Source organism: Bacteroidota bacterium (genome assembly GCA_023957335.1).
Classification (GTDB): Bacteria; Bacteroidota; Bacteroidia; order NS11-12g; family UBA955; genus JALOAG01.
This window is the reverse complement of record JAMLHC010000004.1, coordinates 97,341-124,041: the sequence shown is the minus strand read 5'-3', so window position 1 is coordinate 124,041 and position 26,701 is coordinate 97,341. Positions and strand designations below refer to the sequence as shown.

At 40.0% G+C, this 26,701-nt stretch carries 21 protein-coding genes and 1 pseudogene; 7 read left to right on the top strand and 15 right to left on the bottom strand.

From position 1 onward, the window contains the following. Nucleotides 1-13 precede the first annotated feature (13 nt). Both M9892_08760 and M9892_08755 read left to right on the top strand, forming a co-directional pair. Nucleotides 14-1,834, top strand: coding sequence for a 2-oxoacid:acceptor oxidoreductase subunit alpha (locus M9892_08760; protein ID MCO5254438.1), 1,821 nt, complete (start codon nucleotides 14-16; stop codon nucleotides 1,832-1,834). A gap of 22 nt (nucleotides 1,835-1,856) precedes the next feature. After that, complete coding sequence (locus M9892_08755) at nucleotides 1,857-2,909, top strand: 2-oxoacid:ferredoxin oxidoreductase subunit beta (protein MCO5254437.1); 1,053 nt, start codon at nucleotides 1,857-1,859, stop codon at nucleotides 2,907-2,909. Nucleotides 2,910-3,026: 117 nt separating this feature from the next. Here the strand turns inward: M9892_08755 and M9892_08750 are convergent, their stop codons facing one another. The 4 genes from M9892_08750 to M9892_08735 are packed head-to-tail and all read right to left on the bottom strand — an operon-like array spanning nucleotide 3,027 to nucleotide 9,231. Continuing rightward, nucleotides 3,027-4,445 carry a TolC family protein gene (locus tag M9892_08750; GenBank protein ID MCO5254436.1) on the bottom strand — a complete coding sequence of 473 codons (1,419 nt, stop codon included), beginning with the start codon at nucleotides 4,443-4,445 and terminating at the stop codon, nucleotides 3,027-3,029. A gap of 19 nt (nucleotides 4,446-4,464) precedes the next feature. Next, entirely contained in the window at nucleotides 4,465-7,599 is a 3,135-nt protein-coding gene (locus tag M9892_08745) for an efflux RND transporter permease subunit (protein MCO5254435.1), read from the bottom strand. 18 nt (nucleotides 7,600-7,617) lie between these two features. Next, the gene (locus tag M9892_08740) at nucleotides 7,618-8,736 is read right to left on the bottom strand and encodes an efflux RND transporter periplasmic adaptor subunit (GenBank protein MCO5254434.1); all 1,119 of its coding nucleotides are present in this window, start codon (nucleotides 8,734-8,736) and stop codon (nucleotides 7,618-7,620) included. Between the two features lie 12 nt (nucleotides 8,737-8,748). Further along, nucleotides 8,749-9,231, bottom strand: coding sequence for an ArsR family transcriptional regulator (locus tag M9892_08735; GenBank protein MCO5254433.1), 483 nt, complete (start codon nucleotides 9,229-9,231; stop codon nucleotides 8,749-8,751). A 251-nt stretch (nucleotides 9,232-9,482) separates the two neighbouring features. On the opposite strand from M9892_08735, the gene dnaG reads away from it, so the two are divergent. Continuing rightward, nucleotides 9,483-11,396, top strand: coding sequence for a DNA primase (gene dnaG / locus M9892_08730; GenBank protein MCO5254432.1), 1,914 nt, complete (start codon nucleotides 9,483-9,485; stop codon nucleotides 11,394-11,396). 41 nt (nucleotides 11,397-11,437) lie between these two features. Here the strand turns inward: dnaG and M9892_08725 are convergent, their stop codons facing one another. Then, complete coding sequence (locus M9892_08725; GenBank protein ID MCO5254431.1) at nucleotides 11,438-13,297, bottom strand: Nramp family divalent metal transporter; 1,860 nt, start codon at nucleotides 13,295-13,297, stop codon at nucleotides 11,438-11,440. A gap of 234 nt (nucleotides 13,298-13,531) precedes the next feature. Here M9892_08725 and M9892_08720 point away from each other — a divergent pair, with 234 nt between their 5' ends. Both M9892_08720 and M9892_08715 read left to right on the top strand, forming a co-directional pair. Continuing rightward, on the top strand, nucleotides 13,532-14,164 hold the full coding sequence (locus M9892_08720; GenBank protein ID MCO5254430.1) for a peroxiredoxin: 633 nt from the start codon (nucleotides 13,532-13,534) through the stop codon (nucleotides 14,162-14,164). 56 nt (nucleotides 14,165-14,220) lie between these two features. After that, a complete protein-coding gene (locus tag M9892_08715; protein ID MCO5254429.1) occupies nucleotides 14,221-16,245 on the top strand; it encodes a gliding motility-associated C-terminal domain-containing protein in 2,025 nt (674 codons plus the stop codon). A gap of 181 nt (nucleotides 16,246-16,426) precedes the next feature. Here M9892_08715 and M9892_08710 read toward each other — a convergent pair whose 3' ends face one another. From M9892_08710 to M9892_08700, 3 genes are all read right to left on the bottom strand, one after another. Further along, complete coding sequence (locus M9892_08710) at nucleotides 16,427-18,487, bottom strand: acetate--CoA ligase family protein (protein ID MCO5254428.1); 2,061 nt, start codon at nucleotides 18,485-18,487, stop codon at nucleotides 16,427-16,429. Nucleotides 18,488-18,560: 73 nt separating this feature from the next. Beyond that, nucleotides 18,561-18,929, bottom strand: coding sequence for a YraN family protein (locus M9892_08705; protein ID MCO5254427.1), 369 nt, complete (start codon nucleotides 18,927-18,929; stop codon nucleotides 18,561-18,563). A 93-nt stretch (nucleotides 18,930-19,022) separates the two neighbouring features. Continuing rightward, on the bottom strand, nucleotides 19,023-19,748 hold the full coding sequence (locus tag M9892_08700; protein MCO5254426.1) for a 2-phosphosulfolactate phosphatase: 726 nt from the start codon (nucleotides 19,746-19,748) through the stop codon (nucleotides 19,023-19,025). A 142-nt stretch (nucleotides 19,749-19,890) separates the two neighbouring features. Between M9892_08700 and M9892_08695 the strand changes: the two genes are divergently transcribed. Next, nucleotides 19,891-21,081: a pyridoxal phosphate-dependent aminotransferase gene (locus M9892_08695; protein MCO5254425.1), complete on the top strand. Its 1,191-nt coding sequence runs from the start codon at nucleotides 19,891-19,893 to the stop codon at nucleotides 21,079-21,081. A gap of 147 nt (nucleotides 21,082-21,228) precedes the next feature. On the opposite strand, the pseudogene M9892_08690 reads toward M9892_08695, so the two are convergent. The 6 genes and pseudogenes from M9892_08690 to M9892_08665 form a co-directional block, all read right to left on the bottom strand. Then, nucleotides 21,229-21,426 (bottom strand): annotated as a pseudogene (locus M9892_08690) (site-specific DNA-methyltransferase). Then, nucleotides 21,404-22,414: a virulence RhuM family protein gene (locus M9892_08685; GenBank protein MCO5254424.1), complete on the bottom strand. Its 1,011-nt coding sequence runs from the start codon at nucleotides 22,412-22,414 to the stop codon at nucleotides 21,404-21,406. Before M9892_08685 ends, M9892_08690 begins: the two are co-directional and overlap by 23 nt. Nucleotides 22,415-22,416: 2 nt before the next feature. Further along, nucleotides 22,417-22,515 (bottom strand): hypothetical protein, encoded by a 99-nt coding sequence (locus M9892_08680; GenBank protein MCO5254423.1) that lies wholly within the window; start codon nucleotides 22,513-22,515, stop codon nucleotides 22,417-22,419. A gap of 57 nt (nucleotides 22,516-22,572) precedes the next feature. After that, nucleotides 22,573-23,922, bottom strand: a complete 1,350-nt coding sequence (gene purB, locus M9892_08675) for an adenylosuccinate lyase (GenBank protein MCO5254422.1) — start codon at nucleotides 23,920-23,922, stop codon at nucleotides 22,573-22,575. Continuing rightward, nucleotides 23,919-24,737: an SDR family oxidoreductase gene (locus M9892_08670; protein MCO5254421.1), complete on the bottom strand. Its 819-nt coding sequence runs from the start codon at nucleotides 24,735-24,737 to the stop codon at nucleotides 23,919-23,921. Before M9892_08670 ends, purB begins: the two co-directional genes overlap by 4 nt. A 39-nt stretch (nucleotides 24,738-24,776) precedes the next feature. Further along, complete coding sequence (locus M9892_08665) at nucleotides 24,777-25,304, bottom strand: tetratricopeptide repeat protein (GenBank protein ID MCO5254420.1); 528 nt, start codon at nucleotides 25,302-25,304, stop codon at nucleotides 24,777-24,779. A gap of 98 nt (nucleotides 25,305-25,402) precedes the next feature. Between M9892_08665 and M9892_08660 the strand changes: the two genes are divergently transcribed. Beyond that, nucleotides 25,403-25,834 (top strand): DoxX family protein, encoded by a 432-nt coding sequence (locus M9892_08660; GenBank protein MCO5254419.1) that lies wholly within the window; start codon nucleotides 25,403-25,405, stop codon nucleotides 25,832-25,834. A gap of 78 nt (nucleotides 25,835-25,912) precedes the next feature. Here the strand turns inward: M9892_08660 and M9892_08655 are convergent, their stop codons facing one another. Continuing rightward, a complete protein-coding gene (locus tag M9892_08655) occupies nucleotides 25,913-26,668 on the bottom strand; it encodes a DUF2249 domain-containing protein (GenBank protein ID MCO5254418.1) in 756 nt (251 codons plus the stop codon). Nucleotides 26,669-26,701: the final 33 nt, after the last annotated feature.

Sequence of the window (26,701 nt, the reverse complement as noted above, 5' to 3'; positions counted from 1 at the left end):
TTTAAGACAATATATGCTCGACCCTCAAGCCCTAACAGCAGAAAAGACACACACCAACAAAGTAAATGACTTTGTAATCCGTTTTGCCAATGTGAACGGAACAGGCTCTGCGAGTGCAAATTTTCTTTTTGCCAAGGCAATTTTCAGAATGGGAGTGCCGGTTACTCCCAAAAATATTTTCCCGTCAAATATTCAAGGCTTACCCACTTGGTACGAGGTAAGAGTGAACGAAAACGGATGGTTAGGCAGACGCGAAGGCGTTGATTTTATGGTTTGTATGAACCCTCAAAGCATGCCACAAGATGTGGCTTGTGTAAAACCTGGCGGCTATTTTCTCTATGACAGTTCTAAGTATTTGCATGAAGAATTCATACGCGAAGATATTACCTATTTGGGCATTCCATTGATGGATATGTCCAATGCGGCTTTTGCAGACCCACGCCAGAGACAATTATTCAAAAACGTGATTTATGTAGGCGCTCTATCTGCTCTATTGAGTATTGAATTTAGTGCACTCGAAGATGTCTTGCAGTCTCAGTTCAAAGGAAAAGAGAAGTTGATTGCTCCCAATGTCAAGGCATTGCAAATGGGTGTAGATTATGTAAAAGAACATTTTAGCTATCCTTTGGAAATGCGTGTAGAACGCAGGGATTTGGTCAAAGATTCCATCATGATAGACGGCAATACAGCGTGCGGAATCGGTGCTGTGTATGGCGGGGCAACCGTTTGTGCTTGGTATCCCATTACGCCTTCCACATCTGTGCCGGAGGCTTTTAATGAATATGGATTAAAATTCCGTATAGACCCCATTACCGGCAAGAAAAACTATGCTTTTGTACAATCCGAAGATGAACTTGCGGCAATTGGTATGGCAATAGGTGCGGGTTGGAACGGTGCACGCTCTTTTACCGCCACCAGCGGACCGGGTGTGTCATTGATGAACGAATTTTTGGGTTTAGCTTATTTTGCAGAAATTCCGGTTGTTTTGATTGATATTCAACGCACAGGACCCTCCACAGGAATGCCAACACGCACACAGCAAAGTGATGTGATGGAAGCCGCTTATGCTTCTCATGGAGATACCAAACAGATAGTACTGTTTCCGTCCACTCCCGTTGAGTGCTTTGAACTGACTGCCGAAGCTTTTGACCTTGCGGAGCAGCTGCAAACTCCCGTGCTTTTGCTCTCTGACCTTGATTTGGGCATGAATGACCACATGTCTGCCCCTCTCACTTGGGATGATAAAAAAACATACAAACGCGGGAAAGTCCTTTCTACGGAAGACCTTGAAAAAATTGAAAATTTTGGACGTTATCTCGATATTGACGGTGATGGAATTCCATATAGAACCTATCCCGGAACACACCCAAGCAAAGGCTCATACTTTACCAGAGGTACATCCAAAGATGAATATGCAAAATATACCGAAGACAGTGATGCCTATAAAAGAAATATGGACAGATTGCTGCACAAATTCAATACTGCCAAAGAAATGGTGCCTGCACCACACTTCTATCAAGCAAACAAAGAAAATGAGTTGGGTATAATTTTTTATGGTACCTCAATCTATGCAGCAGAAGAAGCCATGCATACTTTGAAACAACAAGGACTCAAAATGGATGCTATGCGTATCAAGGCATTCCCTTTTAGCCAAGCGGTTTATGATTTTGTTTCTTCACACGACAAAATATATGTGGTTGAACAAAACAGAGATGCACAACTCCGTAGCTTGATGATGATTGAAATGGGAATTAATCCTGCCAAATTGATTCCTGTTTTGAATTATAGCGGTATGCCTATCACAGCCGATGACATTATTTCACAGATTAAATAACCCTTAAAGAATCGTACCTAAAATGACTTTTTATAAACCCGTTTTTCGACATCCTGAACTCCCCAAAAATAAGTTGGGCTACACTTCTGCTGAATACGAAGGAACAATTTCTACACTTTGTGCCGGTTGTGGACATGACTCTATTAGTACAGCTATTGTACAGGCTTGTTTTGAGCTTGATATTGAGCCTCATAAAGTGGCAAAACTATCGGGCATTGGATGTTCTTCCAAGACTCCGGCTTATTTTTTAAGTAACTCTCATGGGTTTAATTCTGTTCACGGGCGTATGCCGGCAGTGGCTACAGGTGCAAACCTTGCCAACAAAGATTTGTTGTATATAGGAGTTTCGGGAGACGGAGATTCTGCTTCAATTGGAATGGGACAATTTGTTCATGTAATACGCAAGAACCTAAACATGGTTTATATCTGTATGAACAACGGAGTGTACGGTTTGACCAAAGGACAAGATTCAGCCACAGCCGATGTTGGCTCCATCAGTAAAGCAGGAAGTGTGAACCCTTATCCGCCAATAGATTTGGCGAGTCTTGCCATTGAATTAGGAGCTTCATTTGTAGCACAAAGTTTCTCGGGCGACAAGGACCAGTTGAATCCTTTGCTCAAAGCAGCTATTAACCACCCCGGATTTGCATTTTTGAATATTGTATCGCCTTGTGTTACTTTTAATAATAATCCGGGCTCCACAAAATCCTATCAGTTTGTGCGCGAACATGCTGCCTGCACGGGCAGAACCGATTATGTGCCTGTGATGGACACAATTACTAAGTCTTATGCTGAGGGAGAGTTGACTTCCATAGAATTGCATGACGGAAGTGTATTGCAGTTTCACAAATTGGATAATGACTGGAATCCCGAAGACCGCCTATCTGCCATTGCAGCACTCAAAAAAGCAGAGGCAAAGCAAGAGGTACTGACAGGATTGTTGTACATTAATCGCAACCCCAAAGAACTGCACCAAATTTTGAATACCTCCGACACCCCGCTCAACCGTCTCAATGAGGGGGCGCTATGTCCGGGCAATGATATTTTGCGGGATATCAATGAGGGGTTTAGGTAATTTGCAATGAAATTTAACCTGCAACCTTGCCTTGAAAATGACCTTGTACGGTTGATTCTGCTATGTCAATATTGACTTTGAGTTTAATGCGAGGAAACAAATGACAATACAGCCTTTTTATTGCCAACCTCCACCCAATGAACAATACAGATTGACAACTGCATTGAGTTTACCTAATTTTGCACTTACCAAATTCAACTCGGCATTGAGCATATTTTGCTGTGCGGTAAGTACTTCCAAATAAGTTGCCAGACCATTTTGAAGCAGTCGGTTTGACATGGTAACCGCAATTTGGTTAGCTTCAAATTTGCTTTGATTAAGTGCGATTGACTCTGTTTGAGTCTGATATTCAATTAGGGCGTTTGAAACATCAATTCCCGCGTTCAGTATAGCCAACTGATAACCCAAATAAGCTTTTTCTTGTTGGGTTTTAGCCACTTCATAAGCAGTTTGTATTTGTCTTTGGTTGAAAATCGGCTGGATAAAGCCTGCAGCAAGGTTTGCAAACAAAGAACTTGGATCAAGCCATTTGGCGAGCTCCATGCTTTGCAGTCCACCGGAGGCAGTTATATTGAATGAGGGATAGAAATTACTTCTGGCAAGGTTTGTCAGTTCGAATGTTTGTCTGAAAATGTATTCAGCTTGAAGCACATCAGGGCGATTTGCCAACAATTTTGCCGGTACACCTATACTCAATTTGGAATCAAAATGCTGCTCATCAATAGCGTTTCGTTCAATGGAGTGAGGAGCTTCATTGAGAAGCAGACAAAAGGTGTTTTCAAGAAACTTTTCCTGTTTTTGGAGATTCAAAAGAATCAATTTAGCATCATATAATTGAGACTCGGACTGTTTGACAGCAACTTCGGTGAGTTGTCCGGCATCTTTGAGTGCTTGAGTTGTCTTAACACTGCTATCACGTGTTGCAACACTTCTTTGGGCAATTTTAATCTGAGCACTGATGGCAGCAAGTTGATAATAGGTGTTTGCAACGGCAGCAATAAGACTTGTTTTGACGGCTTTGTGTGCTTCTACACTTTGCAAATAAACGGCTTGTGCAGCTCTCTGGCGGCTTTTAATTTTGCCCCAGATATCCGCTTCCCAGCCTGCGCTTGCCCCGATTTGAAATTGGTTGAATGTAAATGCGCCAAACCTGCTGCTGCTGGATGTTTTGGTAATACTATAATCCAAATCTGCATTTACTGATGGTAGAAAACCCGCTTTGCTTTGCTTTACATAAGATTCGGCAGCTTCAATGTTTGCAACCGCTATACGAATATCCAAATTATTGTCTAAGGCTTTTTGTATATAGCTTTTGAGCAGTTCATCCGAAAACATATTTTTCCATGAAATGTCTGCAATGGAACCGGTGTCCATCCCATCAAACGCATTGTCATGAATATAATCCGTCCTAAAAAGATGTTCTGTATTAACTGAGGGTTTCTCATACTTTTTGATTGCAAGACAAGAAGACAAGAAGAGCATTAGCCCCATTATTCCCCATATACGTACAATGTTTCTATTTTTAATTTTATGCATCACTTTCACTTTTTTCAAATCAATTTTGTTCAACTTCTACAATTGGAGCTTTTCTGGTAACTTTTTCCTGTAGCCATTGGAAAAACATAAACAATGGCGGAACAACAAACACTCCGATGACTGTTCCAACCAAAAGTCCACCCACTGCCGCTGTTCCGATAGAACGGTCTCCCACAGCCCCTACGCCTCTTGAAAACACAAGTGGAAGCAGTCCGAATATAAAGGCAAAAGAGGTCATCAGAATGGGCCTGAAACGCACTTTGGCACCGTCAATGGCAGCCATCAGCAGTGATTCTCCGGCTTTGCGTTTTTGTATAGATAATTCCACAATCAAAATAGCATTCTTTGCCAGCAATCCAATGAGCATAATCAATGCAATCTGAAAATAGATATTGATTTCCAATCCCATCAGCTTGGTAGTCAAATAGGCTCCCATCATGCCTACAGGCAATGAAAGCATTACCGCAAGCGGAAGAAGGTAACTCTCATACTGTCCTGACAGAATAAAATACACAAAAAGAATAACAAGCAAAAGGATAAACAGAGTCTGATTTCCGGATTCAATTTCCTCCTTGGTCAAACCCGAAAAAGCAATATCATAATTAGCAGGCAGGTTTTTGGTTACTTCTAAAACCGCTTTGATAGCATCTCCGGAAGAGTATCCGGGGTTGGTAGCGCCCGTAACGTGAACCGCATTAAACAAATTAAAACGGGTAACTGACTGAGGCCCATAAATTCTCTCTAATTTAATAAACTCTGTGATGGGTGCCATTTCGCCATTATTGTTTTTGACATAAATAGAGTTCAAATCATCTGTACTTGCTCTTGTATTAGGTAAAGATTGAACATATACCCTGTATTGCTTCCCAAAACGTGAAAAATCAGCCGCATAGATACCTCCGATATAACCTTGCAGGGTATTGAAAATACTGTTGATTGAAACTCCTGCTTCTTTTGCTCTTGGAACATTTATGTCTAATTGATATTGAGGATATCCCGTGTTGAAAGAAGTTTGTGCATAAAGAATTTCAGGTCTTTCTGAAAGCTCTTTTAGATATTCTTTGGCTTGTGCATCCAAGTCTTTGAAATCTCCTCCGAACTTATCCAACAGTTCAAGCTGAAATCCCTCTGCTACCCCGTAGCCCCGTATGCTTGGCGGTTCAAAAAACAACATTTGCGCACCTGGAATTGTGGAAGCAACTCTAAAAAGTTTGCCAATGATTGCACCGGAAGAAAGAGAATCCGCCTTGCGGTCGTCCCACTTGTCAAGGATAATAAAACCAAGTCCAAAATTACTGCCTGCACCACCCAACAAGCTGGAACCTGCGGTAAATGACATACCCCTGATTCCTTTGATTTTTTTAACTTCAGCACTGAGTTTGGATATGATGGCTGTAGTTCTGTCAAGCGAAGCGCCCGCGGGCAATTCAATATTGGTCATAATAACTGCGCGGTCTTCTTTGGGTACAAACCCTTTGGAAGTTGTATTTGCAGACCAAAGAATTAAACCTGTTGACACAATGAGAATAGCAGCTGTAATCCATTTGTGTTTTAACAAAAACTTCAAACCGGCTGTATATTTGTGTGTAGTATGGGTAAAACCCACGTTAAATGCTGCATAGAACCTTTGAACGATGTTCTTTTTCTTGCCGTTTTCTTCATGTGGTTTCAGTACCAAAGCACACAGAGCGGGGCTGAGGGTAAGCGCATTTAAGGCAGAAATTGCAATAGCCACAATCAATGTAACACCAAACTGCTTGTAGAACACACCCGCAGGACCGGAAATAAAAGTAATAGGAATAAACACAGAAGCCATCACAAGTGTGATAGAAATAATAGCTCCTGTGATTTCGCTCATAGCAGCATAACTAGCTTCAATGCCTGATTTTGCACCACCTTCCAATTTAGCATGCACCGCTTCGACCACCACAATGGCATCGTCCACCACTATTCCTATTGCAAGCACCAGCGCAAACAAGGTCAATAAGTTGATAGAAAAACCAAACAGACTGATAAAGAAGAATGTGCCTATAATAGAAACCGGAACTGCAATAGCCGGAATTAGCGTAGAACGAAAATCTTGAAGAAAAATAAAAACCACAATAAACACTAATACAAAAGCTTCAATCAGTGTTTTGATTACCTTGGCAATTGATGCTTCCAAAAACAAGTTAGTGTCATAATTAACAAGATAGTCAATGCCGGGAGGAAATGAGGTTTTGAGCTCTTTAAGGCTCTTATGGATATTCTTAATAATTTCTTGTGCATTAGAGCCGGGAGTTTGAAAAATACCCATGCTCACGGCAGGGTTGCCATTGGCAGTAGAAACTACATTGTATCCTTGAGCATCTAATTCAACTTTGGCAACATCTTCTAATTTTAGAAACTGACCATTACCCAATGCTTTGATGACAATGGCTTTGTATTGCTCAGGACTTCTGAAACGCCCGCTGTATCTGATAACATATTCAAAAGCATTGGCATCATTTTGTCCGAGTGTTCCGGCAGCAGCCTCTTGACTTTGTTCATTAATTGCCTGAACCACATCCGCAGGAACTAATTTATAAGAAGCCAGTTTAACGGGGTCCAGCCAAATACGCATGGCATAGTTCCTAATGGCTGCGGAGTTTACATCACTGACACCGGAAATTCTTTTAATCTCAGGAATAATATTAATGTTCAGATAGTTTTGGATAAATGTAGCATCATACTCCGGATTGGTAGAATAAAACGAAATCCACATCAATGCATCGGTAGATTGCTTTTGGGTGGTAACTCCTGAACGAGTAACATCTGCCGGAAGCAATGGAAGCGCGCGTGATACCCGATTTTGCACGTGAACGGCTGCAATATCCGGGTCCACACCTTGTTCAAAGAACACTTGTATAGAAGCACTTCCGTTGTTGCTGGCTGTTGAGGTAATGTATTTCATGTGTTCTACCCCGTTGACTTGTTCTTCTATAGGGATAATGACACTCTCCAAAACCGTTTGGGCATTGGCGCCCGGAAAGTTGGCTGAAATCTGAACCGTAGGAGGGGCAATGTCAGGGTATTGTGCAATAGGAAGCACATAAATTCCCAGAATACCGAGTATGGTGATTATAATGGATATAACCGTTGATAATACAGGTCGTTCAATAAATATCTTAAACATCTCTTTTCTGTTAAATGACTATTTAAAAGCAGGTTTAAGTTCCTCAATCAGTGCTTCAAAAGATTTGGCAACGGGGTTGATGAGTGTGCCATTCTGCAACTTAGAAGCACCTTGACCCACAATCTTATCCCCGGCTTTCACACCCGATTTGACCACCAAAATATTGCCAATCCGCTCTTGTACTTCTATCACGTGTTGTTCAACTTTGTTGTCATCTTTTACTATGAAAATATACACTTTGCCCTGCATCTCAAAAGTTGCTTCCTCCGGTACCAAAACAGCATTCGTATAGGTTTTAGGAATCAGTATCGTTCCGCTGCTTCCGTTTGCCAAAAGATGTGCTGGATTTGGAAAAACTGCCCTGAAATTTACCGAACCCGTCCCCGGGTCAACTTGTGCTGTAACGGTTTGAATTGTTCCTTCGTGTTCATATATTTCTCCATTTGCCATTTTTAGTTGCACTTTGGGAAAATGTTTGATTTTTTCCTGCAAGGTGGCACCTTCAGATTTTTGTAGAAAGTCAAGATAATTGGCTTCGTTCATAGCAAAATAGGCAAATATCTCATTGGTATTGGAAACAATTGTAAGTGGTAAAGGGTTAGAAGGGTTGACAAGAGAGCCTTGACGATAAGTAATCCTGCCTACATAACCTGCAACCGGACTGCTTATATTAGCATAGCCAATATTTGCAGTGATACTTTTGTAAGCCGCTTTTGCTTGGGCAAGTTTTGCCTCGGCAGTCTGAAGCTGAATGGGGCTTACAATCTTTTGTTCTACAAGTGGTCTGAGTTGGTCAACACCCACTTGGGCAGCTTCTACATTGGCTTTGGCTGCCTCTGCATCTTCGGTCAAAGCGTCTGTCTCCAAACGGAATAAAGGCTGTCCTTGACTAACATACTGCCCTTCGTCCACTAAGACAGCAGTAACATATCCGGCAATTTTGGCTCTGACTTCTGCATTGACAATGCCTTCCAAACTCACCGGGTATGAACTAAGCCCGGTTATTGATTTGCTCGGAATTTGAATGACCGGCAAGGTAGGAGTTTGCGCTCCTTTGGTTTGTTGATTGTTATTTTTGTTGGAGCAGGATGCAAATAGTATCCCTGTGGATATGGCTGCTATATATATTATTCTCATTTCTATATTTTTCTATTCTGTGTATTTATTGTTTTCTTGTTCAAAAAAGGCAATGGATTTGCTCAGAAATATTACTGATTGCTCATGTTTTGCAAGGCTGATAAATTGCTTAGGATTGGCTTTGTTAAATTGTGTCTTGTAGTCCAAAATTTGCTTGTGAATCTCAATTTCATTCTTCCATAAGCTGATGAAAGAATGTATTTTGCGTGAAATATAACCCGGAGACATAGTAAAATAGCGTTTGCGATCACCGCTTTTCGTAAAATAGGACACATCTCCTTGTGCAATCAAACTTTGCAAGTGGGTTGAAACAGTGCTTTTGCTTGCACCCAAATCACTCATAATCTCATCAAAAGTGGTACCCTGTTCTCCATTAATAATTAAGATAGATTTGATTCGCCCTGCCAGAGGTGGTGTTTGTCTGTCATGTTCAAAATAAACACCCAACAACTCGACAAGTCTTTTCTTCTCTTCTTGCAATTTTTTGTTGTCCAATTTAATATAGGGTTAAAACTGCTGCAAAACTACATTTGGTTTTGTTAATTCCGAACCAATCGGATGTTTGTATGGCGAGAATAAAGGTAAGAATATCCAAAGGTTTGATAGAGTATTGAGTTCGCCATTCTTGCATCTTGATTCTTATTGAATGATAAACATCGCTGAATGACAGTACATTAAGACACCCTCCATTCGTCACTCATAACGCCTATATTTGCACCTCTTTCCAAGACAAGCAAGTTGCATAAATGGCAATTATTTCCAGAAAAACGATTGATGAAGTGTTTGCAACCGCTCAGGTTGACGAAGTGATTTCGGATTTTATGACCTTAAAAAAGAAGGGAGCTAACTATGAAGGTTTATGTCCTTTTCACAACGAAAAAACACCTTCGTTTAAAGTCAATCCGGTCAAAGGACTCTACAAATGTTTCGGATGTGGGAAGGCTGGCGGTGCAATTCAGTTTGTGATGGAACATGAAGGGATGACTTACCCCGATGCTATTAGTTATTTAGCCAAGAAATACGGTATTCCTGTCATAGAAGACAAATCACAAAAGAGTGAAGAGTATGATGAAATCAGCCGAAGAAAAGAATCTTTGTATGCTGCCATTGAATTTGCGCAACAGTTTTTCAAAGACAACCTGCAAACAGAAGAAGGTAAAATTATAGGATTAAGCTACCTTAAAGAAAGAGGTTTTACCACTGAAACCATTGAAAAATTTGGACTTGGATATGCACCCAAAGGATTTAATACCTTTTGTAACTTGGCACTTAAAATGGGCTTCAAAGAAGATGTGTTAAAGGATGTGGGTTTGCTAAAAACCTCCGACAAAGGCGGTCATTATGACTTTTTCAGAGAACGTGTCATGTTTCCTTTTCATAATGTGGCGGGCAAAACCATTGCATTTGGTGGCAGGGTGCTGTCAAGTGAACAAAAACCCAAATACCTGAACAGTCCCGAATCTTTGGTTTACATCAAATCCAATATTCTCTATGGGATATTTCAGGCAAAAAATGCTATCAAACGAACAGATTCTTGCATATTGGTGGAAGGATATGCAGATGTGATTTCCATGAGTCAAGCCGGAATAGAAAACGTAGTTGCATCATCCGGAACTTCACTTACTCTCGAGCAAGCAAGGTTAATTGCAAGATTTACGCAAAATGTGATTATACTGTATGACGGTGATTCAGCCGGCATTAAGGCTTCATTGCGTGGAATCAATATTCTGCTTGAACAAGGGTTAAATGTACGAGTAGTAACACTGGACGAGGGAGAAGACCCGGATTCATTTGCACGCAAACATGATTTTGACACCATCAATGCGTATTTAAAAGACAACACCAAGGACTTTATCAAGTTCAAAGCACAACTGCTTTATCAGGATGCCGGAGAAGACCCCATTCGCAAAGCTGAAGCAAATGCTGAGATTATCAGGTCTATAGCCATAGTGCCCGACCCACTCAAACGTGCACAATTTGTACAAGAGTTTGCCAAAATTTCCGGCTTGCACGATGACATTATTCAAGCTGAGGTAATCAAAGCCCGCAATCAGGAAGTAGGCAAAGAACTCAAAGACATCAGTGAGGAACTAGCGATGTTGCAAAAGCAGGTGCCTCATATTCAGCAAGGCAAAATCCAATTAAGTACTGAGTTCAAAGAAGAGGGTGTTGCCCAAATGCTGATAAAATATGGTGCTTTGCCATACAAAGACACAAAAACGGTTGCAGAATTTATCATTGAACAATTAGAAAAAGACGAATTTCCCTTTCAGATTCCCAAGTACAAATCCATCTATGACTATGTGTTAGATTGTATCGAAACAGGAGAAGCATTTAATTTTGGCGAACTCATGCACAAATCAACTCCGGATTTGTCCGGCTTTATTGCGGACAGTATGCAAGACCGATATACGCTGAGTGTAAAATGGGCAGAAGAGGAAATATATGTGCCGAAAGAAGATGAAAAGTATAAGCTGGCAGCTTTTGAATCTGCGATGCACCTAAAAATCATGCGACTCAAAATTCTCTCACAACAATGTCTGGAAAGTATGAAGGAAACTGATGATGCAGACGACAAACGGCTGATTGTGCAACAAATCATTGAACTCAACAGGCTCAGAGATACCTTTGGCAGTATCTTGAAAATTGCGGTGTTATAGATGCTACACCGTCCTCGATTGTAAAAAACTTTCCCGTTTTTTTAAACTACCAAAACCGGACATTTGACACGATGCCTGACAGTGCTAATAGTTTCACCATAAATGAAATCAAAGAATGTATTATGACCGTGGCTTCCCATTATCAAAAGATCTAACTCTAACTCTTTTACTAATTCAGGAACAGCTTTTTTGGGAGAACCAAAGCCAATTTTCCATTCAGCTTTTATGTTTTGTTTTAGCAGTTGATTAGTGTATTCGGTTAATTGAGTTTCATCGTGTTGTACCTCTATATCACTGCTTGCTTTTCCCGAAATTTTTGCTCCTGTACTTTCAGTAATATGCAGTAAATAAAACACCGTATTTGCTGAACCATGTGTAATACCATGTTCTATTGCCTTAAGATCCGAAGTGCTGAAATCAACGCAGATGCCAATTTTCTGATACATTTTGTGATTCAGCTCGGGCAAGGTAATAGCAGCACCGTGTGGAATAAGTTTGGGCGTTTTTTCTTTTGTTTTTAAAAGAGGGTAAATCGAAATCTGTAGTAACAATGCCAATGCTGCAATTAAGAGCAAACCTACTGTTGCGAATGCAATATTGTTTGATTGTGTTTTCCATTCAATTAAAAAGTCAATGACTAATTTCAAGTTAAGGAGTACTATAAAAAGGGCACTTAACCAACCGGCAAACTTTTGCCATGTGGGTATAGCAAATAGTCCCATCTGTTTTCTTTTGCTTACAAAATGTATCAATGGAATAACAGCAAACCCTAATTGCAAACTCAGCACCACTTGAGAAAAGACAAGCATATCGCCAACTTCACCATCCCCCCAAATATAGATTACAATCATTGCCGGAACTACTGCGAGCAATCGGGTTATTAATCTGCGTGCCCATGCTGACATACGCAAGTTGAGGTATCCCTCCATAACAATTTGCCCCGCCAAAGTTCCTGTTACGGTTGAACTCTGACCTGCGGCAATTAGCGCCACAGCAAAAAGAATAGGAGCCAATTTTTCGCCCAAAACTGGTTCGAGCATGTAAAATGCATCTTGAATTTCAACAATTTCACGATAACCGTTCTTGTGAAATACCGAGGCTGCCAAAATCAATATACCTGCATTCACGAAAAATGCTGCATTGAGTGCAATAGAAGAGTCAATAAAGTTAAAACGCAAGGCTTGGCGTATGCCACTTTCGTCCTTTCTGTTCTTGCGCGTTTGTACCAGCGCAGAGTGGAGATAAAGGTTGTGTGGCATCACTGTTGCGCCTATGATTCCAATGGCAATATACAACGCACCGGTATCTTTCAGTTGAGGGATAAAGCCGGTAGCCACTTCGTGCCAAGCCGGTTGAGCAAACCAAATTTCAATAAAAAATGAAATACCGATGATGGCAACCAGCGCGAAAATAAAAGCTTCCAAATAGCGCATACCTTTACTTTGTAAGAATAAAATAATCACAGTATCCAATACCGCCAGGCAAACACCCCAAATCATGGGTATGCCAAACAACAAGTTTAAACCTATTGCCATTCCTAACACTTCTGCTAAGTCACAAGCCACAATGGCAATTTCTGCCAATCCGAATAGGGCAATATTAACATTGTGAGGGTAGGTTTCTCTGCTTACTTGTGCTAAATCTTTGCCCCGCACAACACCCAGTCGTGCAGCAAAACTTTGTAATAAAAGCGCAATCAAATTACTGAGCAAAAGCACCCATAAAAGTGAATAGCCGTATTTGCTCCCACCCGCAATATCAGTTGCCCAATTACCCGGGTCCATATAACCCACTGCGACCATAAATGCAGGACCAATAAATAAGAAGAGTCTGCGTCTCCATGTCTTTGCCTGTGTGGTGTCTATGCTGCCGTGTACCTCTTCTAAGGACTCTTTATCCATAAATCAGGCAAACCTAAGCATGTATTTTAAACAATACTATAAAAATACATTTTAAATTACCTAAATAGCTATGTCAAATATAGGGGTGCAATCGAACCACACTTTTAAAATCTTAGACTAAACTATTAAGCCTATTCTTTTTTATTCTGTAAACCCAATAGACTTGCTGACAGACACTGTTGTCAAAAAGACCTTAACAACGTATCTTTGCAGTCTCAAAATTAAAAAGAAAATATTATGTCATTAGTAGGAAAAAAAGCACCGGTTTTCAAAGCACCGGCAGTACTTAACGGAAACGAAATTGTAAAAGAATTTTCACTAAGTCAATACGAAGGAAAGAACTATGTTGTCTTTTTCTTCTATCCCAAAGATTTCACCTTTGTTTGTCCTACCGAGCTCCATGCTTTCCAAGCAAAATTAGATGAGTTCAAAAAACGTGGATGCGAAGTTGTTGCATGCAGCACAGACACCGAAGAAAGCCATTGGAGCTGGTTGCAAATGCCCAAAAATAAAGGCGGAATAGAAGGAGTTAAATATCCGGTTGTGGCAGACACTGCCAAAACAATCTCTACAAACTACGGAGTTCTTGCAGGAGATTATGAATATGACGACAACGGTAACTTAGTTGCCAAAGGTCCAATGGTTGCATATAGAGGTCTATTTTTGATTGATAAAAAAGGAATGATTCACCACGAAACCGTGAACAATATGCCTTTGGGAAGAAACGTAGATGAAACATTGAGAATGTTGGATTCTTTGATTCACTTTGAGCAATACGGAGAAGTTTGTCCCGCCAACTGGTCAGAAGGTAAAAGCGCCATGAAAGCTTCTTTTGACGGAGTGGCTGACTACCTTTCAAACAATTAAAATTAATAATTACATACATAAGTCGATGTATGAGATGCATCGACTTTTTTGTCTATATGAACTTCACCTTGCGACACATCCTGATTTTTCAGATTCTCTTTCTCATGAGTTGTGTGGCATTAGGTCAAAAACAAACCCATATTTGGTATTTTGGAAATGGTGCGGGGATAGATTTCAATACTGCCCCCCCCACTACACTTACCAACGGTGCAATGTTTACTTTGGAGGGTTGTTCAAGTATTGCAGATTCTAACGGCAATCTTGTATTCTATACTGACGGCATCAAAGCTTGGAATAAAAACCACAAGGTGATGAACAACAGCCTCGGATTAATGGGAGGCTATGATGTTACTCAGTCTGCGCTTATAGTCCCCATGCCTAAGAATCCCCGAAAGTATTTTTTGTTTACAGTAGAAGGAAGTGAGTACTCCAAAGGTTTTAGATACTCTGTGGTAAATATGGATTTGAATGGTGGTCTTGGTGATATTGAAACGGATAACAAAAATGTATTGGTGCAAACTCCTGTGAGCGAAAAAATAACCGCTACTCACCATGCCAATGGCAGAGATATTTGGGTAATTGTTCATGGTCAAGAGGATGCGTCTTTCTATGCATATTTGATTACTCCGGCAGGGATTGACCCAACTCCGGTTGTTTCAAACATCGGGACAAAATACAACCGATATGATAGATTTAAAGGGCAGTTGAAGGTGTCGCCCGAAGGCAAAAAGCTCGTTTGCTGCAATTCTTTGTCTAACTTTTCAGAACTTTTTGACTTTGACAATCAAAGCGGCAAGGTTTCTAATTTAATTAGGGTTCCTGTCTCTATAGCCTTTGGTTGTGAGTTCTCACCTGACGAAACCAAACTATATATTTCCCAATTCAATACTTTTAACATCAGCAGTTATGAACTCTTGCAGTTTGATATCACCGCTACTGACAGCTCAAGCATCGCAAATAGCAAAATGCAAATAGACTTACAATCACCGCGTGGATTCGGCTCGCTTCAATTAGGTGCGGACAAAAAAATCTATGTGGCAAGACATAATAGCTTGTATTTGGGAGTTATTCAATCACCCAATCAGCCGGGAGCACTTGCAAATTATGATGCATTTGGTATGAACCTGATGAGTAATGTAAGCTGGTACGGACTACCAAACTTTGTTACAGGATTTTTCAGAACCTTGTATGAAGTTACTTTTGAACAAAAAAATAATTGTCTTGCCGACAGTAATCTCTTTGAGTTTACCGGCACTGCCAACTATGACAGTCTTGTTTGGGATTTTGGCGATGGCACAAGCTCTCAGTGCATATACACAAATGAAATTAAACATCATTTTGAAACGGAAGGAACTTATGAAATTACCATTGCACGGTGGTCGGGCGGAAAACGATATGCTGCAAAACAATCTGTGGTGTTAAATAAAGCGAATGTAACTACGAATGTATATTCGGGATGTGAAGGATATAGCGTGCAAGTTGGTTCCAACACCTATGACAAAACCGGTGTTTACAAGGATTTGCTCAGTGAATGTGATACCATCATAAGCATTTTGACTATTTATCCCAAACCACAATTCTCATTTTCCTTGGTTCATGACAGTTGCGGAAAAAATACAGGTATTGCCTCCGTCATAAATACAGTTGGAAGCTTTCCTTTTACATACCAATGGAGTAACGGTTCAACGGATTCTATGATAACCGGACTCCAAAATGGTCAATACAATATTAAGGTTAGCGACAGTCACGGTTGCGAGAGTGATAACACAGCAACCATACAAGATTTGCGCGATCAATGTAGTTTTTATCTATACGTGCCGGACGCATTTTCGCCCAACGATGACGGGCTGAATGATACCTATAAAGTCAGTGCATTTTATTTGGAACCTTTCGATTTGCAAATCTTTAATCAATGGGGGGAATTAGTATTCCGAACCGACAAGCCCAATACACAATGGGATGGCACGTATGAAAATCGCAAGTGCAAGACCGGAGTTTATATGGTAATTATAAATTACGGAACTAAAGCCGAACCCGGTAAATCCTTCCAATACAAAACTACCTTGCAATTAATTAGGTAGGAAAATTTACATAATTCCAATAAGGCACCGGAACACATAATACGCAGAATTTCGTATTGTCAACATGTATGCGCTGACTAATCTTTGCCAACGTGTATTTATAATTAGTTGTAGTCTCAAAAAATCTCAATCGTCAGTTGTCAGATTTTTTAGCCTTTGGGATAATGCTCAAAGGCTTTTTTTATGAATTAAAATCAAGGCAAATTCTGGCATCTACTGCTATCAAGTGCTGTGCATTTCCCAGAAAAGGGTTGATATCCATTTCGCTGATTTCCGGAGCAATTTCAACCAAAGCAGAAATATTGAGCATGGTATCCAATATTAAATTCTCATTTATACCTTGTTTTCCTCTCACACCTTGAATGATAGGGTAAGATTTTAGATGTTTAAGCATCGCGTGTGCTTCTTCTCTGCTCAAAGGAGATAGACCGGAAGCAATGTCTTTGAGTACTTCTACAAAAATTCCTCCCAAACCAACCAAAATCTGATGACCAAATGCGGGTTCACGTTTGACACCCATATAGATTTCTATTCCGGTTAACTGCTGTTGCATCAAAACTCCGTCCGCACCCTCAATTTGCATGAGTTTATTAAAAGTGTAAATTGCTTCATCAATTCCGTTAATACCTAAAACTACCCCTCCGATGTCGGATTTATGAACAGGACCGGATACTTTCATTACCAATGGAAACCCTATCTCTTTGACTGACTTTTCTACGCCCTCTTTTGTATTTAGTGTAGATTGTTTAACCCTGCTGATTCCTGCAGCATCAAACAGTTCAAAAACCTTATCGGCAGGCATATAACCGTCTTTTGAGCTGTCGATGATAGCCCTGATTTTTGTATGGTCAATTTTGGGGAGAGCCGCATCAGGATAGGGGTCTGCAGTTCGGATAACTCTTGACAATACATAGCCGAAACTCGTTTCATCCAAAAAATTCACGTGCCCTTTTGCATGGAAATGACTGACTTCCTCCGAAGCCTGCATTACTGAGGGTAGAATAGGAAAGATGGGTTTTTTACACGTTTTAATTTTTTTGTGCAATACCTCATAGACATCATCTACACGCCACATTCCGGTGGTGCCAAACACCACTACAGCACCGTCAATTTCGTCAAATTCATTTTCAACATAATCAAGAATAGTCTCTAATTGTTCTGCAGTTCCGGTAGCCAAAAAGTCAATAGGATTGGAAACAGAAGAACCTGGGTGCAGTTTGCTCAAAAGCTCATCCGCTTTGGGTCCCGTGATGGGAGGAACCGACATTCCATTTCGGGTAAGCACGTCCGTAAGCATCACACCGGGTCCACCTGCATGTGTGATAATGGCTATACGGTTTCCCACTAATTTTGTAATGGTAAAAATAGCGGCCACATACACCAATTCAACCCTACTGTAACAACGTATTATACCTGCTTTCCTGAACAATGCATTGACCGCACTATTAGAACCTGCCAATGCTCCGGTGTGTGAAGAAACCGCACGAGAGCCGGCTTCGGTAGAACCTGCTTTGATGGCTGCAATCCTGCAGCCCTTTTGCGTCAATGAACGGGTGTGTTTCAAAAACCTCTCAGGGTCAGCAATCTGTTCCATATACAGAAGCTTAATTTTGGAACTTGTTTTTGGGTCAAAAGTATTGTCCCAATATTCGAGTACATCTTCAACTCCAATCTGTGCACTGTTACCTATGGAATAAATATTTCTGAACTTTAAACCCCTTGGGATGGCTATCTCCAAAATGTAAACCATGGTAGCACCTGATGCAGACACGCAATCACATCCCATAGGGTCGTATTCGGGAATAGGTCCTGCAAAAACCCCTTTATAATATCCGGTAATTACGCCAATACAGTTGGGTCCTATTAAGGAGGCTCCGGCTTTGCTTGCAATGGCAGCACACCTTTCTTCCAAGACCTTGCCTTCTGCTCCGGTTTCACTAAAACCTGCCGAAAACAGTATAAATGCCTTGCAGTTTTTGTGTTCAGCCAATACTTGCATGGTAGCTTCAACATATTGGGCGGCAACGGCAATAATTGCTAAGTCAACCTCCGGCATTTGTTCAACTGTTTCAAAACAAGTTACACCTTGAACTATTTGTTCTTTGGGGTTGACAGCATACAAATTACCTTGATAGCTGTGTTTGATGATATTTTGTAAAACCTTTCCCCCCGGTTTGGAAGTGTCATTGGATGCTCCCACAACCACTATACTCCCAGGGTCAAGCAGTTGATTTGTTATCATTTTTGTATGATATTAAACTTGGGTGCAAGTTAGGTAAGTTGTAACAATGAGACGGATTATTATTGTTAAATATTTAAAGGTCATAAGGGTAGAAAGCATCCTCAAAATGTTCTATTTCCCAGTTGTTCGGCAGTCGTGTAACAGCAACTATATCAAAACGCAGGCGATTGTCGGGTGCAAATTGTTCTAAATAAGCAATAGCCGCCTTTGTCAAAGCCTTTTGTTTGGCAGTATTTACAGCAGCTTCGGGAAATCCAAATTGATTGCTCATCCTTGTTTTTACCTCAACAAAAACCACATAATTACCGTGACTCATGATCAAATCCACCTCGTGATAGCTATGACGCCAGTTTTTGTGCAGCAAAACAAAACCCTTCTTTTGCAAAAATGCAAGAGCCTGCATTTCTCCCTCAAGTCCCGTCTGCTGATTGGGTGATTTCACATAGGCAAATTAATATTAAATCTCATATTAAATCCAATTTGCATGGTGCTTAAAATATTTAATCGTAGATTACCATGTTAAGCAGTGTTGTTATCAGGCTTGGGTAAAAACAGAAATACCGTTTTGACAGACTTCCAACTTTGGGACAATGGAAACAGTTGATTCTTGTAAACATAATGCTAAATCTTCATGGTTTCCTTTTTTGAGAAGACGTTGATAGTGATTGGCTCTTTGCAAAAAGGCAAGGGGATTGGGATGATGATTTTGGTAAACAGCAGCAGCTAAATCTACACTGTCATTAGCAGCGAAAAAATTATTTAGTTTGGCAATCAGACAGCCTGCCATGTATGTATCTTCTATGTTTTCGTGGTCTTTCCAACCGGCACAAAACAGCACGACATCGCGGTGTCCACGGTTTAGATAATCCGCCAGAGATTGCACATTCACCAAAGCACCGCAAAGGACTTCTGCCGCATTTTTATGAACGGCTATTTCCACACATTTTGTTCCATTGGTGCTGGTCAAAACCAAATTTTGCGGGATGGATTCTAGACGACTGATTTCGTGTGGAGAGTTGCCCAAATCAAATCCGGACACCTTGTCTCCGTTTCTTTCTCCTGCCACAAGCGAGTACTCATCTTTGAGACTTCGTGCCAGTTCCACATTCCCACATGTTTTGACAGACCGAAATCCTGTATTGAGTGCAATGGCAATGGTGGATGTTGCCCGCAATACATCAATAATAACAACTGCTTTGTTTTCAAATGAGAATTGAGATGAAATAACAGGAGTTAAAATAACTTCAAGATGCTTTGACATTGCTGCAATATTATTTTAAAAAACTGAAGCGTTGAGGATGGTTTTTAGTTTTTGTTTATTCAAGTATTGTTTCCCGCATTTCTTCAAATTAATTCATAAGAATTGCCATAGATGTCATTGACTTATCTAATTTTGTGCACCTATGCCAAAGATCTCTGAACGCGGTCAAGCCATGCCGCCATCACCCATTCGCAAATTGACACCTTATGCCAATGTCGCTAAGGCAAAAGGAATTAAAGTATATCATCTGAACATTGGTCAACCCGATATTGAAACACCACAAACAATCTTAGATGCAGTGAAGCATACAGATTTGAAGGTGCTTGCATACAGCCCCAGTGAAGGTTTCCAAAGCTATAGGGAAGCCTTGGCAAAGTACTATCAAAAAAATGCAATTAGTATTTCATCCGAAGAGATTATCATTACCACCGGAGGGTCAGAAGCTATTTCATTTGCCATGCTTTCTTGCCTGAATCCCGGAGATGAAATCATCATCCCTGAGCCTTTTTATGCTAATTACAACGGTTTTGCACAGGTGGCGGGAGTTAAAGTAGTTCCCATCAAATCCAATATTGAAGATGGTTTTGCACTACCTAAGATTGAAGAATTTGAACTTTCCATCACAGCCAAGACCAAGGCAATCATGATATGCAATCCCAATAACCCTACCGGTTATCTTTATAGTTTGAAAGAGTTGCAGACACTGCGCGACCTATGTCTGAAACATGATTTATTTCTGTTTAGTGATGAGGCATACAGAGAGTTTTGTTATGATGGAGCCAAACATATTTCGGTTATGAGTTTGGAAGGCTTGGAGAATCACGCCATCTTGTTGGATACAATTTCCAAAAGATATAGTGCTTGTGGAGCCAGAATCGGCTCTTTGGTTACACATAATAAAGAAGTGCTTCAAACCGCATTGAAATTTGCGCAAGCCCGACTTTCTCCGCCCACATTAGCGCAGATTTTAGGAGAAGCAGCATGCAGCCTGCCGGATGATTATTTTGATGAAGTATTGCACGAATATCAGAGCCGCAGAAACATACTTGTAAAACGGTTGCAAGCCATGCCAAACGTGGTTTGTCCAAACCCCAAAGGCGCATTTTATATCATTGCCAAACTTCCGGTCAAAAGCAGTGAAGATTTTTGTCAATGGCTACTTTCTTCGTTTAGTTACAAAGGTGTCACACTGATGATGGCTCCCGCAAGTGGCTTTTATTCCACATCGGGTTTGGGTCAGTCTGAGGTGAGAATGGCGTATGTGCTCAATGAAGAAAGTATCAACGCAGCCATGGATTGCCTGCAAGAAGCGTTGAAGGTTTATAAAGATTAAGAGGGTTAAGGGCGAATTACCGGGTTTTGAGCATAGAGAGTTTCTGCTAAAGATTTTGTGATTTAGCGAAGGCTTGGCATTTAACTTCTGCTTGTGTTCTAAGCACGTATTGGCAGAGCGCACTGTTTTGAGTCAAAGGTTAGTAATGATAAATTCAAAACCCTCTGATTTATCCCATTTCCCTTTGTTTACACTAACGATTTGACCATTTTGAATTGATAGACCATTGTTTGATAAAAAGTAGGGAGGGTCAGCAAAAACCATATCAAACTTATGTTCAAATTCCGGCAAAAGCTTCTTTGTATCTCTTTTTAGGAGATAGTTATTTTCTTTTTTTGATTTTATTTAATTCCTTGTCAAAATCAGAAAGATATTTTTTGTCTTGAATAATTATGAATTTTTCAAATTCTTGACTCGCCTTTGCGATTGCTTGTTCATTCGATATTTTGCCTGCATTATCCAATAATTCATATCGATTGATTTTTAGAAAACCATCTAAAACTTCAATCCATTCCGACATTTTCATTGGTATATTTCTTTCGGCTTGCAGTTCAGCAAAGTTTAAATATAATTCTACCAAACGATTTAGCTCTTTAATTTCTTTTTCTTCTAAATAATTTTTTGCAGTTCCTATATCTGATTTTAATACTTTACCATCAGGTGAGTTTTTCCAAGTTGTTAAACCCATATTTGGCTTTTGAGAATCCACTCTTTCATGAATAATTTCAGCTGCCGTATTTCCAGTAATTGCCCAATGAAGTTTGTTTTGAACTGTTTTGTAAAAATTTTGAGTTATTTCAGAATTTGCATCATAATCAATACTGCATTGAGCATAGATATCAGTGATTTTCTGATAAAATCGCCTCTCTGAAGCTCGAATTTCCCGAATTCTTTCGAGTAATTCCTCAAAATAATCTTTCCCAAAAACATGACCTCCTTGCTTTAATCGCTTTTCATCTAAAACAAATCCTTTAATAATAAATTCTTTGAGTGTTTTAGTAGCCCAAATACGAAACTGTGTTCCTCTTTGAGATTTAATTCTGTATCCAACTGAAATAATTACATCAAGATTATAATAGGAAACCTCATAATCTTTTCCATCATCTGCAGTTGTTCGGAATTTCCGAACAACTTGATTTTCGTCCAATTCCCCTTCTTTAAAAACATTGCTAATGTGTTCACTTACTGTTGATTTTGATCTATCAAATAAATCTTGCATTGCTTTTTGGGTAAGCCAAACAGATTCATTGTGAACAAAAACATCTACTCGTACTTCACCATCTAGAGAAGTGTATAGAATAAAATCGGAGTTATTTGGAATAAGCTCTGACATAGTTAATCTTCAATTTTTAAAAGTGCTTCTTCATTTGAATTGGCTTCAATTTGGATTATCCTTGAAAGCGTTTCTTTCACTTCAATTATAAATGTTTCCATATTTTACTTTTTTATAATTACCTCGACCAATAAATTCAATATGAGAGCATACCCAACTCAGTTATTGCCGGTATAATTAAAAGGGGTAATCTTTTTTAGACGTGTTTTGATATCTGCGCTAACATCAAGACCATCAATGAAAATATCCAATTTCTCACGGGTTAGCTTTTCATTATTGCGGGTCAGTTCTTTGAGTGTTTCATAAGGATTAGGATATCCAATAACCCTTAAAATATTTTGAATCGCTTCTGCTACCACCACCAGATTATCTTCCAAATCATTGTCAATGGTTTGGCGATGCAATTGCAGCTTATCTAAGCCTTTCAACAGAGATTTATATGCTATGATTCCATGAGCCAGAGGAACTCCCACGTTTCTTAGTACGGTTGAATCTGTCAAATCCCTTTGCAGACGGCTGATGGGAAGTTTGGCAGCCAAATGTTCCAATATTGCATTTGCCATACCCAGATTGCCTTCGGCATTCTCAAAATCAATGGGGTTAACCTTGTGAGGCATAGCGCTTGAGCCTATTTCGCCTGCTTTGATTTTTTGGGTAAAATAATGCATCGAGATATAGGTCCAGAAATCTCGGCTCAGGTCTATAAAAATGTTATTAATCCGTTTATTAGCATCAAAAAAAGCGGCAGCGTTGTCGTAGGGCTCGATTTGAGTGGTGTAGCGTGTACGACTCAGTCCGAGTGTGTTTTCGGTAAAATCTTTTGCAAATGAAATCCAATCCTTGTCGGGAAATGTTACAAAATGTGCATTCAAATTTCCTGTAGCACCACCAAACTTAGCGGAGAATGGGATTTGTTGACACAATGCTATTTGTCCTTTCACTCTTTCCACAAAAACTTTGATTTCTTTGCCCAGAAGTGTGGGAGAAGCAGGTTGTCCGTGGGTCTTGGCAAGCATGGGTATGTCAGACCACTCTTTTGCAAGTGCGTCCAGGTTGTGTATGACTGCATTCATTTCGGGCAAAACCACATTTTCCCAAGCTTCTTTGGTTGCCAATGGAATGGCGGTGTTGTTGATGTCTTGTGATGTTAATCCGAAATGAATCCATTCTTTGTGGGTTTCGAGTGCAGTTCCGGAAATCTTGTTTTTGATAAAATACTCAACCGCTTTTACATCGTGATTTGTAGTTTTCTCAATTTCTTTGACGGATAAGGCATCCGATTCGGAAAAATCTTCATAAATCTTTCGCAAAGTGGTTCTTTGTTCAAGAGTTATTTTGGAAGCAAAATGTTCGGGAATAAAATCAGAAAGTTTGATAAAATATTCAATTTCAACTCTAACGCGGTATTTTATCAGTGCAAACTCAGAAAAATAGGGGGCAATTTCATTACATTTATCCCAATATCTGCCGTCAATAGGGCTTATGGCATTGAGGGCATTAATATTCATGAATGCTTGTGTTTAAATGCCTCCATTACTTCTTCGCTAAGACCGGTATAAGAAAAACCTCCATCATGAAAGAGATTTTGCATGGTAACCATCCTGGTCAAATCGCTAAAGAGGCTTACGCAATAGCTTGCACAATCCTCTGCGGACGCATTACCCAGTGGGCTTATTTTGTCTGCATATTCATAAAAAGAGTCAAATCCGCTGACACCACTACCCGCTGTAGTCGGGGTGGGAGACTGAGAAATTGTGTTAACGCGTACGTGTTTTGTCTTTCCGAAACGGTATCCGAAACTTCTGGCAAAAGACTCAAGCAGAGCTTTGCTTTCTGCCATTTCGTTGTAATCGGGGAATACGCGTTGTGCTGCAATATAGGTCAGTGCTATAATGGAACCCCAATCGTTCATGGCATCTTTTTTCCAAAGAGTTTGCATCAATCTGTGAAAAGAAATTGCAGAAATATCGAAGGTTTTGTGCATGAATTCATAATCAAGGTCTGTATATGCTCTGCCTTTGCGAATGTTCAAAGACATACCAACAGAATGAAGAACAAAATCAATTTTTCCATATTTGGCAATAGCCGCATCTACCAAAGCTTCCATATCACTTTCGAGTGTAACATCGCAACCGACAACCTCTGCACCGGTTTTTTGTGCAAGTTCGTTGATAGTTCCCATTCTCAAAGCGATGGGTGCATTTGTCAGAATGAATTCTGCGCCTTCTTCATGGCATTTTTCTGCTACTTTCCACGCTATTGATTTGGGGTCAAGCGCGCCAAAAATGATGCCTTTTTTTCCTGATAATAATTTTGCTGACATAAAATTTCTATTGTTTTTCAGTGGGTAAAATTAGAATAATTATTTAATTTGCTTTGAGAGAGAGTCAATTTCTTCCTGAATCATTCCGCTTTGTTTGAGGTTCTCCATAATAAATTCGGCAGGTTTGCCCACAAATTTCAGGTTTTGAATGGCGGATTCGGTGCGTTCGTCTTTGGGGTATTTGCCAATAAATTTTTTGTAAAGCTCTATGGACAAATCTGCGTTGATATTTTCAAGCATAAAAGCAGCATTGAACAAACTGTTGGCAGCTTGTGCACTGTCGGGGTATTTGTCAAAATATTCTTTAAACAACATGGCAGATTGCTCAGGTTTAGTCATTTTGTAGTAGTCGGCAGTTTTGTAAAGAAATGCGGCTGACTTTGCATGTTGTGGGTAGCTCTCTGCAAAGTGAATATAGAGCGAATACAGAGAATCTTTGCTCCCGTTTTCACCCTCTTGTTCAGCAATTAATGCGAGTGATTTTTCTTCTTTTGACTGTGTACTGCAAGCGCTTAATAGTGCTATGGCTGTGATTGAGAAAATACTTGCAAAATGACGAAGTTTCATGGTTGCGAAAATAACAAAACTAAGATTCTTATTGTTGGACGATTTTTGGATTTTGGAAATTGATATCCCTATCTTTGCCCAAAACGAAAATATACATTATGGGTATTATACAAAACTATGCAAAAGAGTGGAACAAAGGCACCGACATCGCTTTGTTGTTATTCAGGTTTATTTTTGCTTGTCTGTTAATTCTTGAACACGGTCTGCCTAAGCTAAGCAAGGCTTTTTCGGGTGATGAAATCCAGTTTTTAGATCCCATCGGTATCGGGATGCATAGTTCGTTTTATCTTGCTTTGTTTGCCGAAACTGTGGTGGCTTTGTTTTTAATGTTAGGTTTGTTTACTCGTTTTGCAAGTTTCATTCTTATAATCAACTTTGCTGTGATTGTATATCTGAAGATGTTTGTGTCACAAAGTCCTATTGGAGATATTGAGCACATTATTTTTTACTTTGTAGCTTTTGTAGCTTTGTTTTTTTCGGGAGCGGGCAAATTTTCTTTGGACTATACATTGTTTAGTAAGAAAAAATAAAGTCAATTAGCATCATTATAAAACAAAAAACGCTGTTGCAAGCCTGCAACAGCGTTTTTTTATGAGGATTTACATTGTTTATTCTTTTACTTTGATTACCCGAACTTTCCACACTTCGGGACCCTCTTCGAGGTATTCCCAACGAAATGGTTCTTTGCTCTCGGCTTCCATTTGATAATAAAGGGGTTTTGGGTCGTGGTCGTTAATCAGAATGAATGCTTCGCCCGCTTTGATATCGGCAAAAGCTTTATAGAAAATCTCGTGTCTTTCTGTGGGTGTGTATGGACGTACATCAAATTCATTAACCACCATGAATCCGTCATCTCCCAATCCGCTTTTGACGGTTTTAGTAAGGTGGATGATAAACTCCCCGGGCTCTTTCTTTTTGAATACCCATCTAAATTGTCCTTCAAATTTCATGATGAATGTGCCGTAAATTTCTTCGGGATTTTCTGCTGCCACAATTTCCATTACATCACCTTCTTTCATCATCCCATATCGGTGAAAAATCACGTGTTTCCAGTCTTTCTTTTCAACCTTGCGCAGGTCCATCATGGTGGAGATTTCGGTAAACTCTCTGCCTATCGAATCCTCCAAGCGTGTAACCTTAACTTTCCATTCTCTTCCGCCTCGGTTCAGATAGTCCCAGCCTACAACATCTCCGTGAATAGAGCGAAATTCATAGAATAGGGGCAGTGGGTCGTGGTCGTTGATAAAGGTGAAACTATAACCTGTCGGCAAATTTTTAAAAACATCCAATAGCATGGTGTGTCTGTCAATTGGAATCAGTTCGCGTACATCGTACTCTTTTATTGGTTCTGAAGTATTACTCATGAATATAATTAATTATGTTAGACTTATAAAAAG

Coding starts and splice junctions, on each gene's coding strand:
- M9892_08745 (MCO5254435.1), bottom strand. CDS start 7,599: ATGTTTAAGATATTTATTGAACGACCTGTATTATCAACGGTTATATCC.
- M9892_08755 (MCO5254437.1), top strand. CDS start 1,857: ATGACTTTTTATAAACCCGTTTTTCGACATCCTGAACTCCCCAAAAAT.
- M9892_08715 (MCO5254429.1), top strand. CDS start 14,221: ATGAACTTCACCTTGCGACACATCCTGATTTTTCAGATTCTCTTTCTC.
- purB (MCO5254422.1), bottom strand. CDS start 23,922: ATGAATATTAATGCCCTCAATGCCATAAGCCCTATTGACGGCAGATAT.
- M9892_08685 (MCO5254424.1), bottom strand. CDS start 22,414: ATGTCAGAGCTTATTCCAAATAACTCCGATTTTATTCTATACACTTCT.
- M9892_08750 (MCO5254436.1), bottom strand. CDS start 4,445: ATGCATAAAATTAAAAATAGAAACATTGTACGTATATGGGGAATAATG.
- M9892_08680 (MCO5254423.1), bottom strand. CDS start 22,515: ATGGAAACATTTATAATTGAAGTGAAAGAAACGCTTTCAAGGATAATC.
- dnaG (MCO5254432.1), top strand. CDS start 9,483: ATGGCAATTATTTCCAGAAAAACGATTGATGAAGTGTTTGCAACCGCT.
- M9892_08740 (MCO5254434.1), bottom strand. CDS start 8,736: ATGAGAATAATATATATAGCAGCCATATCCACAGGGATACTATTTGCA.
- M9892_08725 (MCO5254431.1), bottom strand. CDS start 13,297: ATGGATAAAGAGTCCTTAGAAGAGGTACACGGCAGCATAGACACCACA.
- M9892_08655 (MCO5254418.1), bottom strand. CDS start 26,668: ATGAGTAATACTTCAGAACCAATAAAAGAGTACGATGTACGCGAACTG.
- M9892_08700 (MCO5254426.1), bottom strand. CDS start 19,748: ATGTCAAAGCATCTTGAAGTTATTTTAACTCCTGTTATTTCATCTCAA.
- M9892_08660 (MCO5254419.1), top strand. CDS start 25,403: ATGGGTATTATACAAAACTATGCAAAAGAGTGGAACAAAGGCACCGAC.
- M9892_08670 (MCO5254421.1), bottom strand. CDS start 24,737: ATGTCAGCAAAATTATTATCAGGAAAAAAAGGCATCATTTTTGGCGCG.
- M9892_08710 (MCO5254428.1), bottom strand. CDS start 18,487: ATGATAACAAATCAACTGCTTGACCCTGGGAGTATAGTGGTTGTGGGA.
- M9892_08760 (MCO5254438.1), top strand. CDS start 14: ATGCTCGACCCTCAAGCCCTAACAGCAGAAAAGACACACACCAACAAA.
- M9892_08695 (MCO5254425.1), top strand. CDS start 19,891: ATGCCAAAGATCTCTGAACGCGGTCAAGCCATGCCGCCATCACCCATT.
- M9892_08665 (MCO5254420.1), bottom strand. CDS start 25,304: ATGAAACTTCGTCATTTTGCAAGTATTTTCTCAATCACAGCCATAGCA.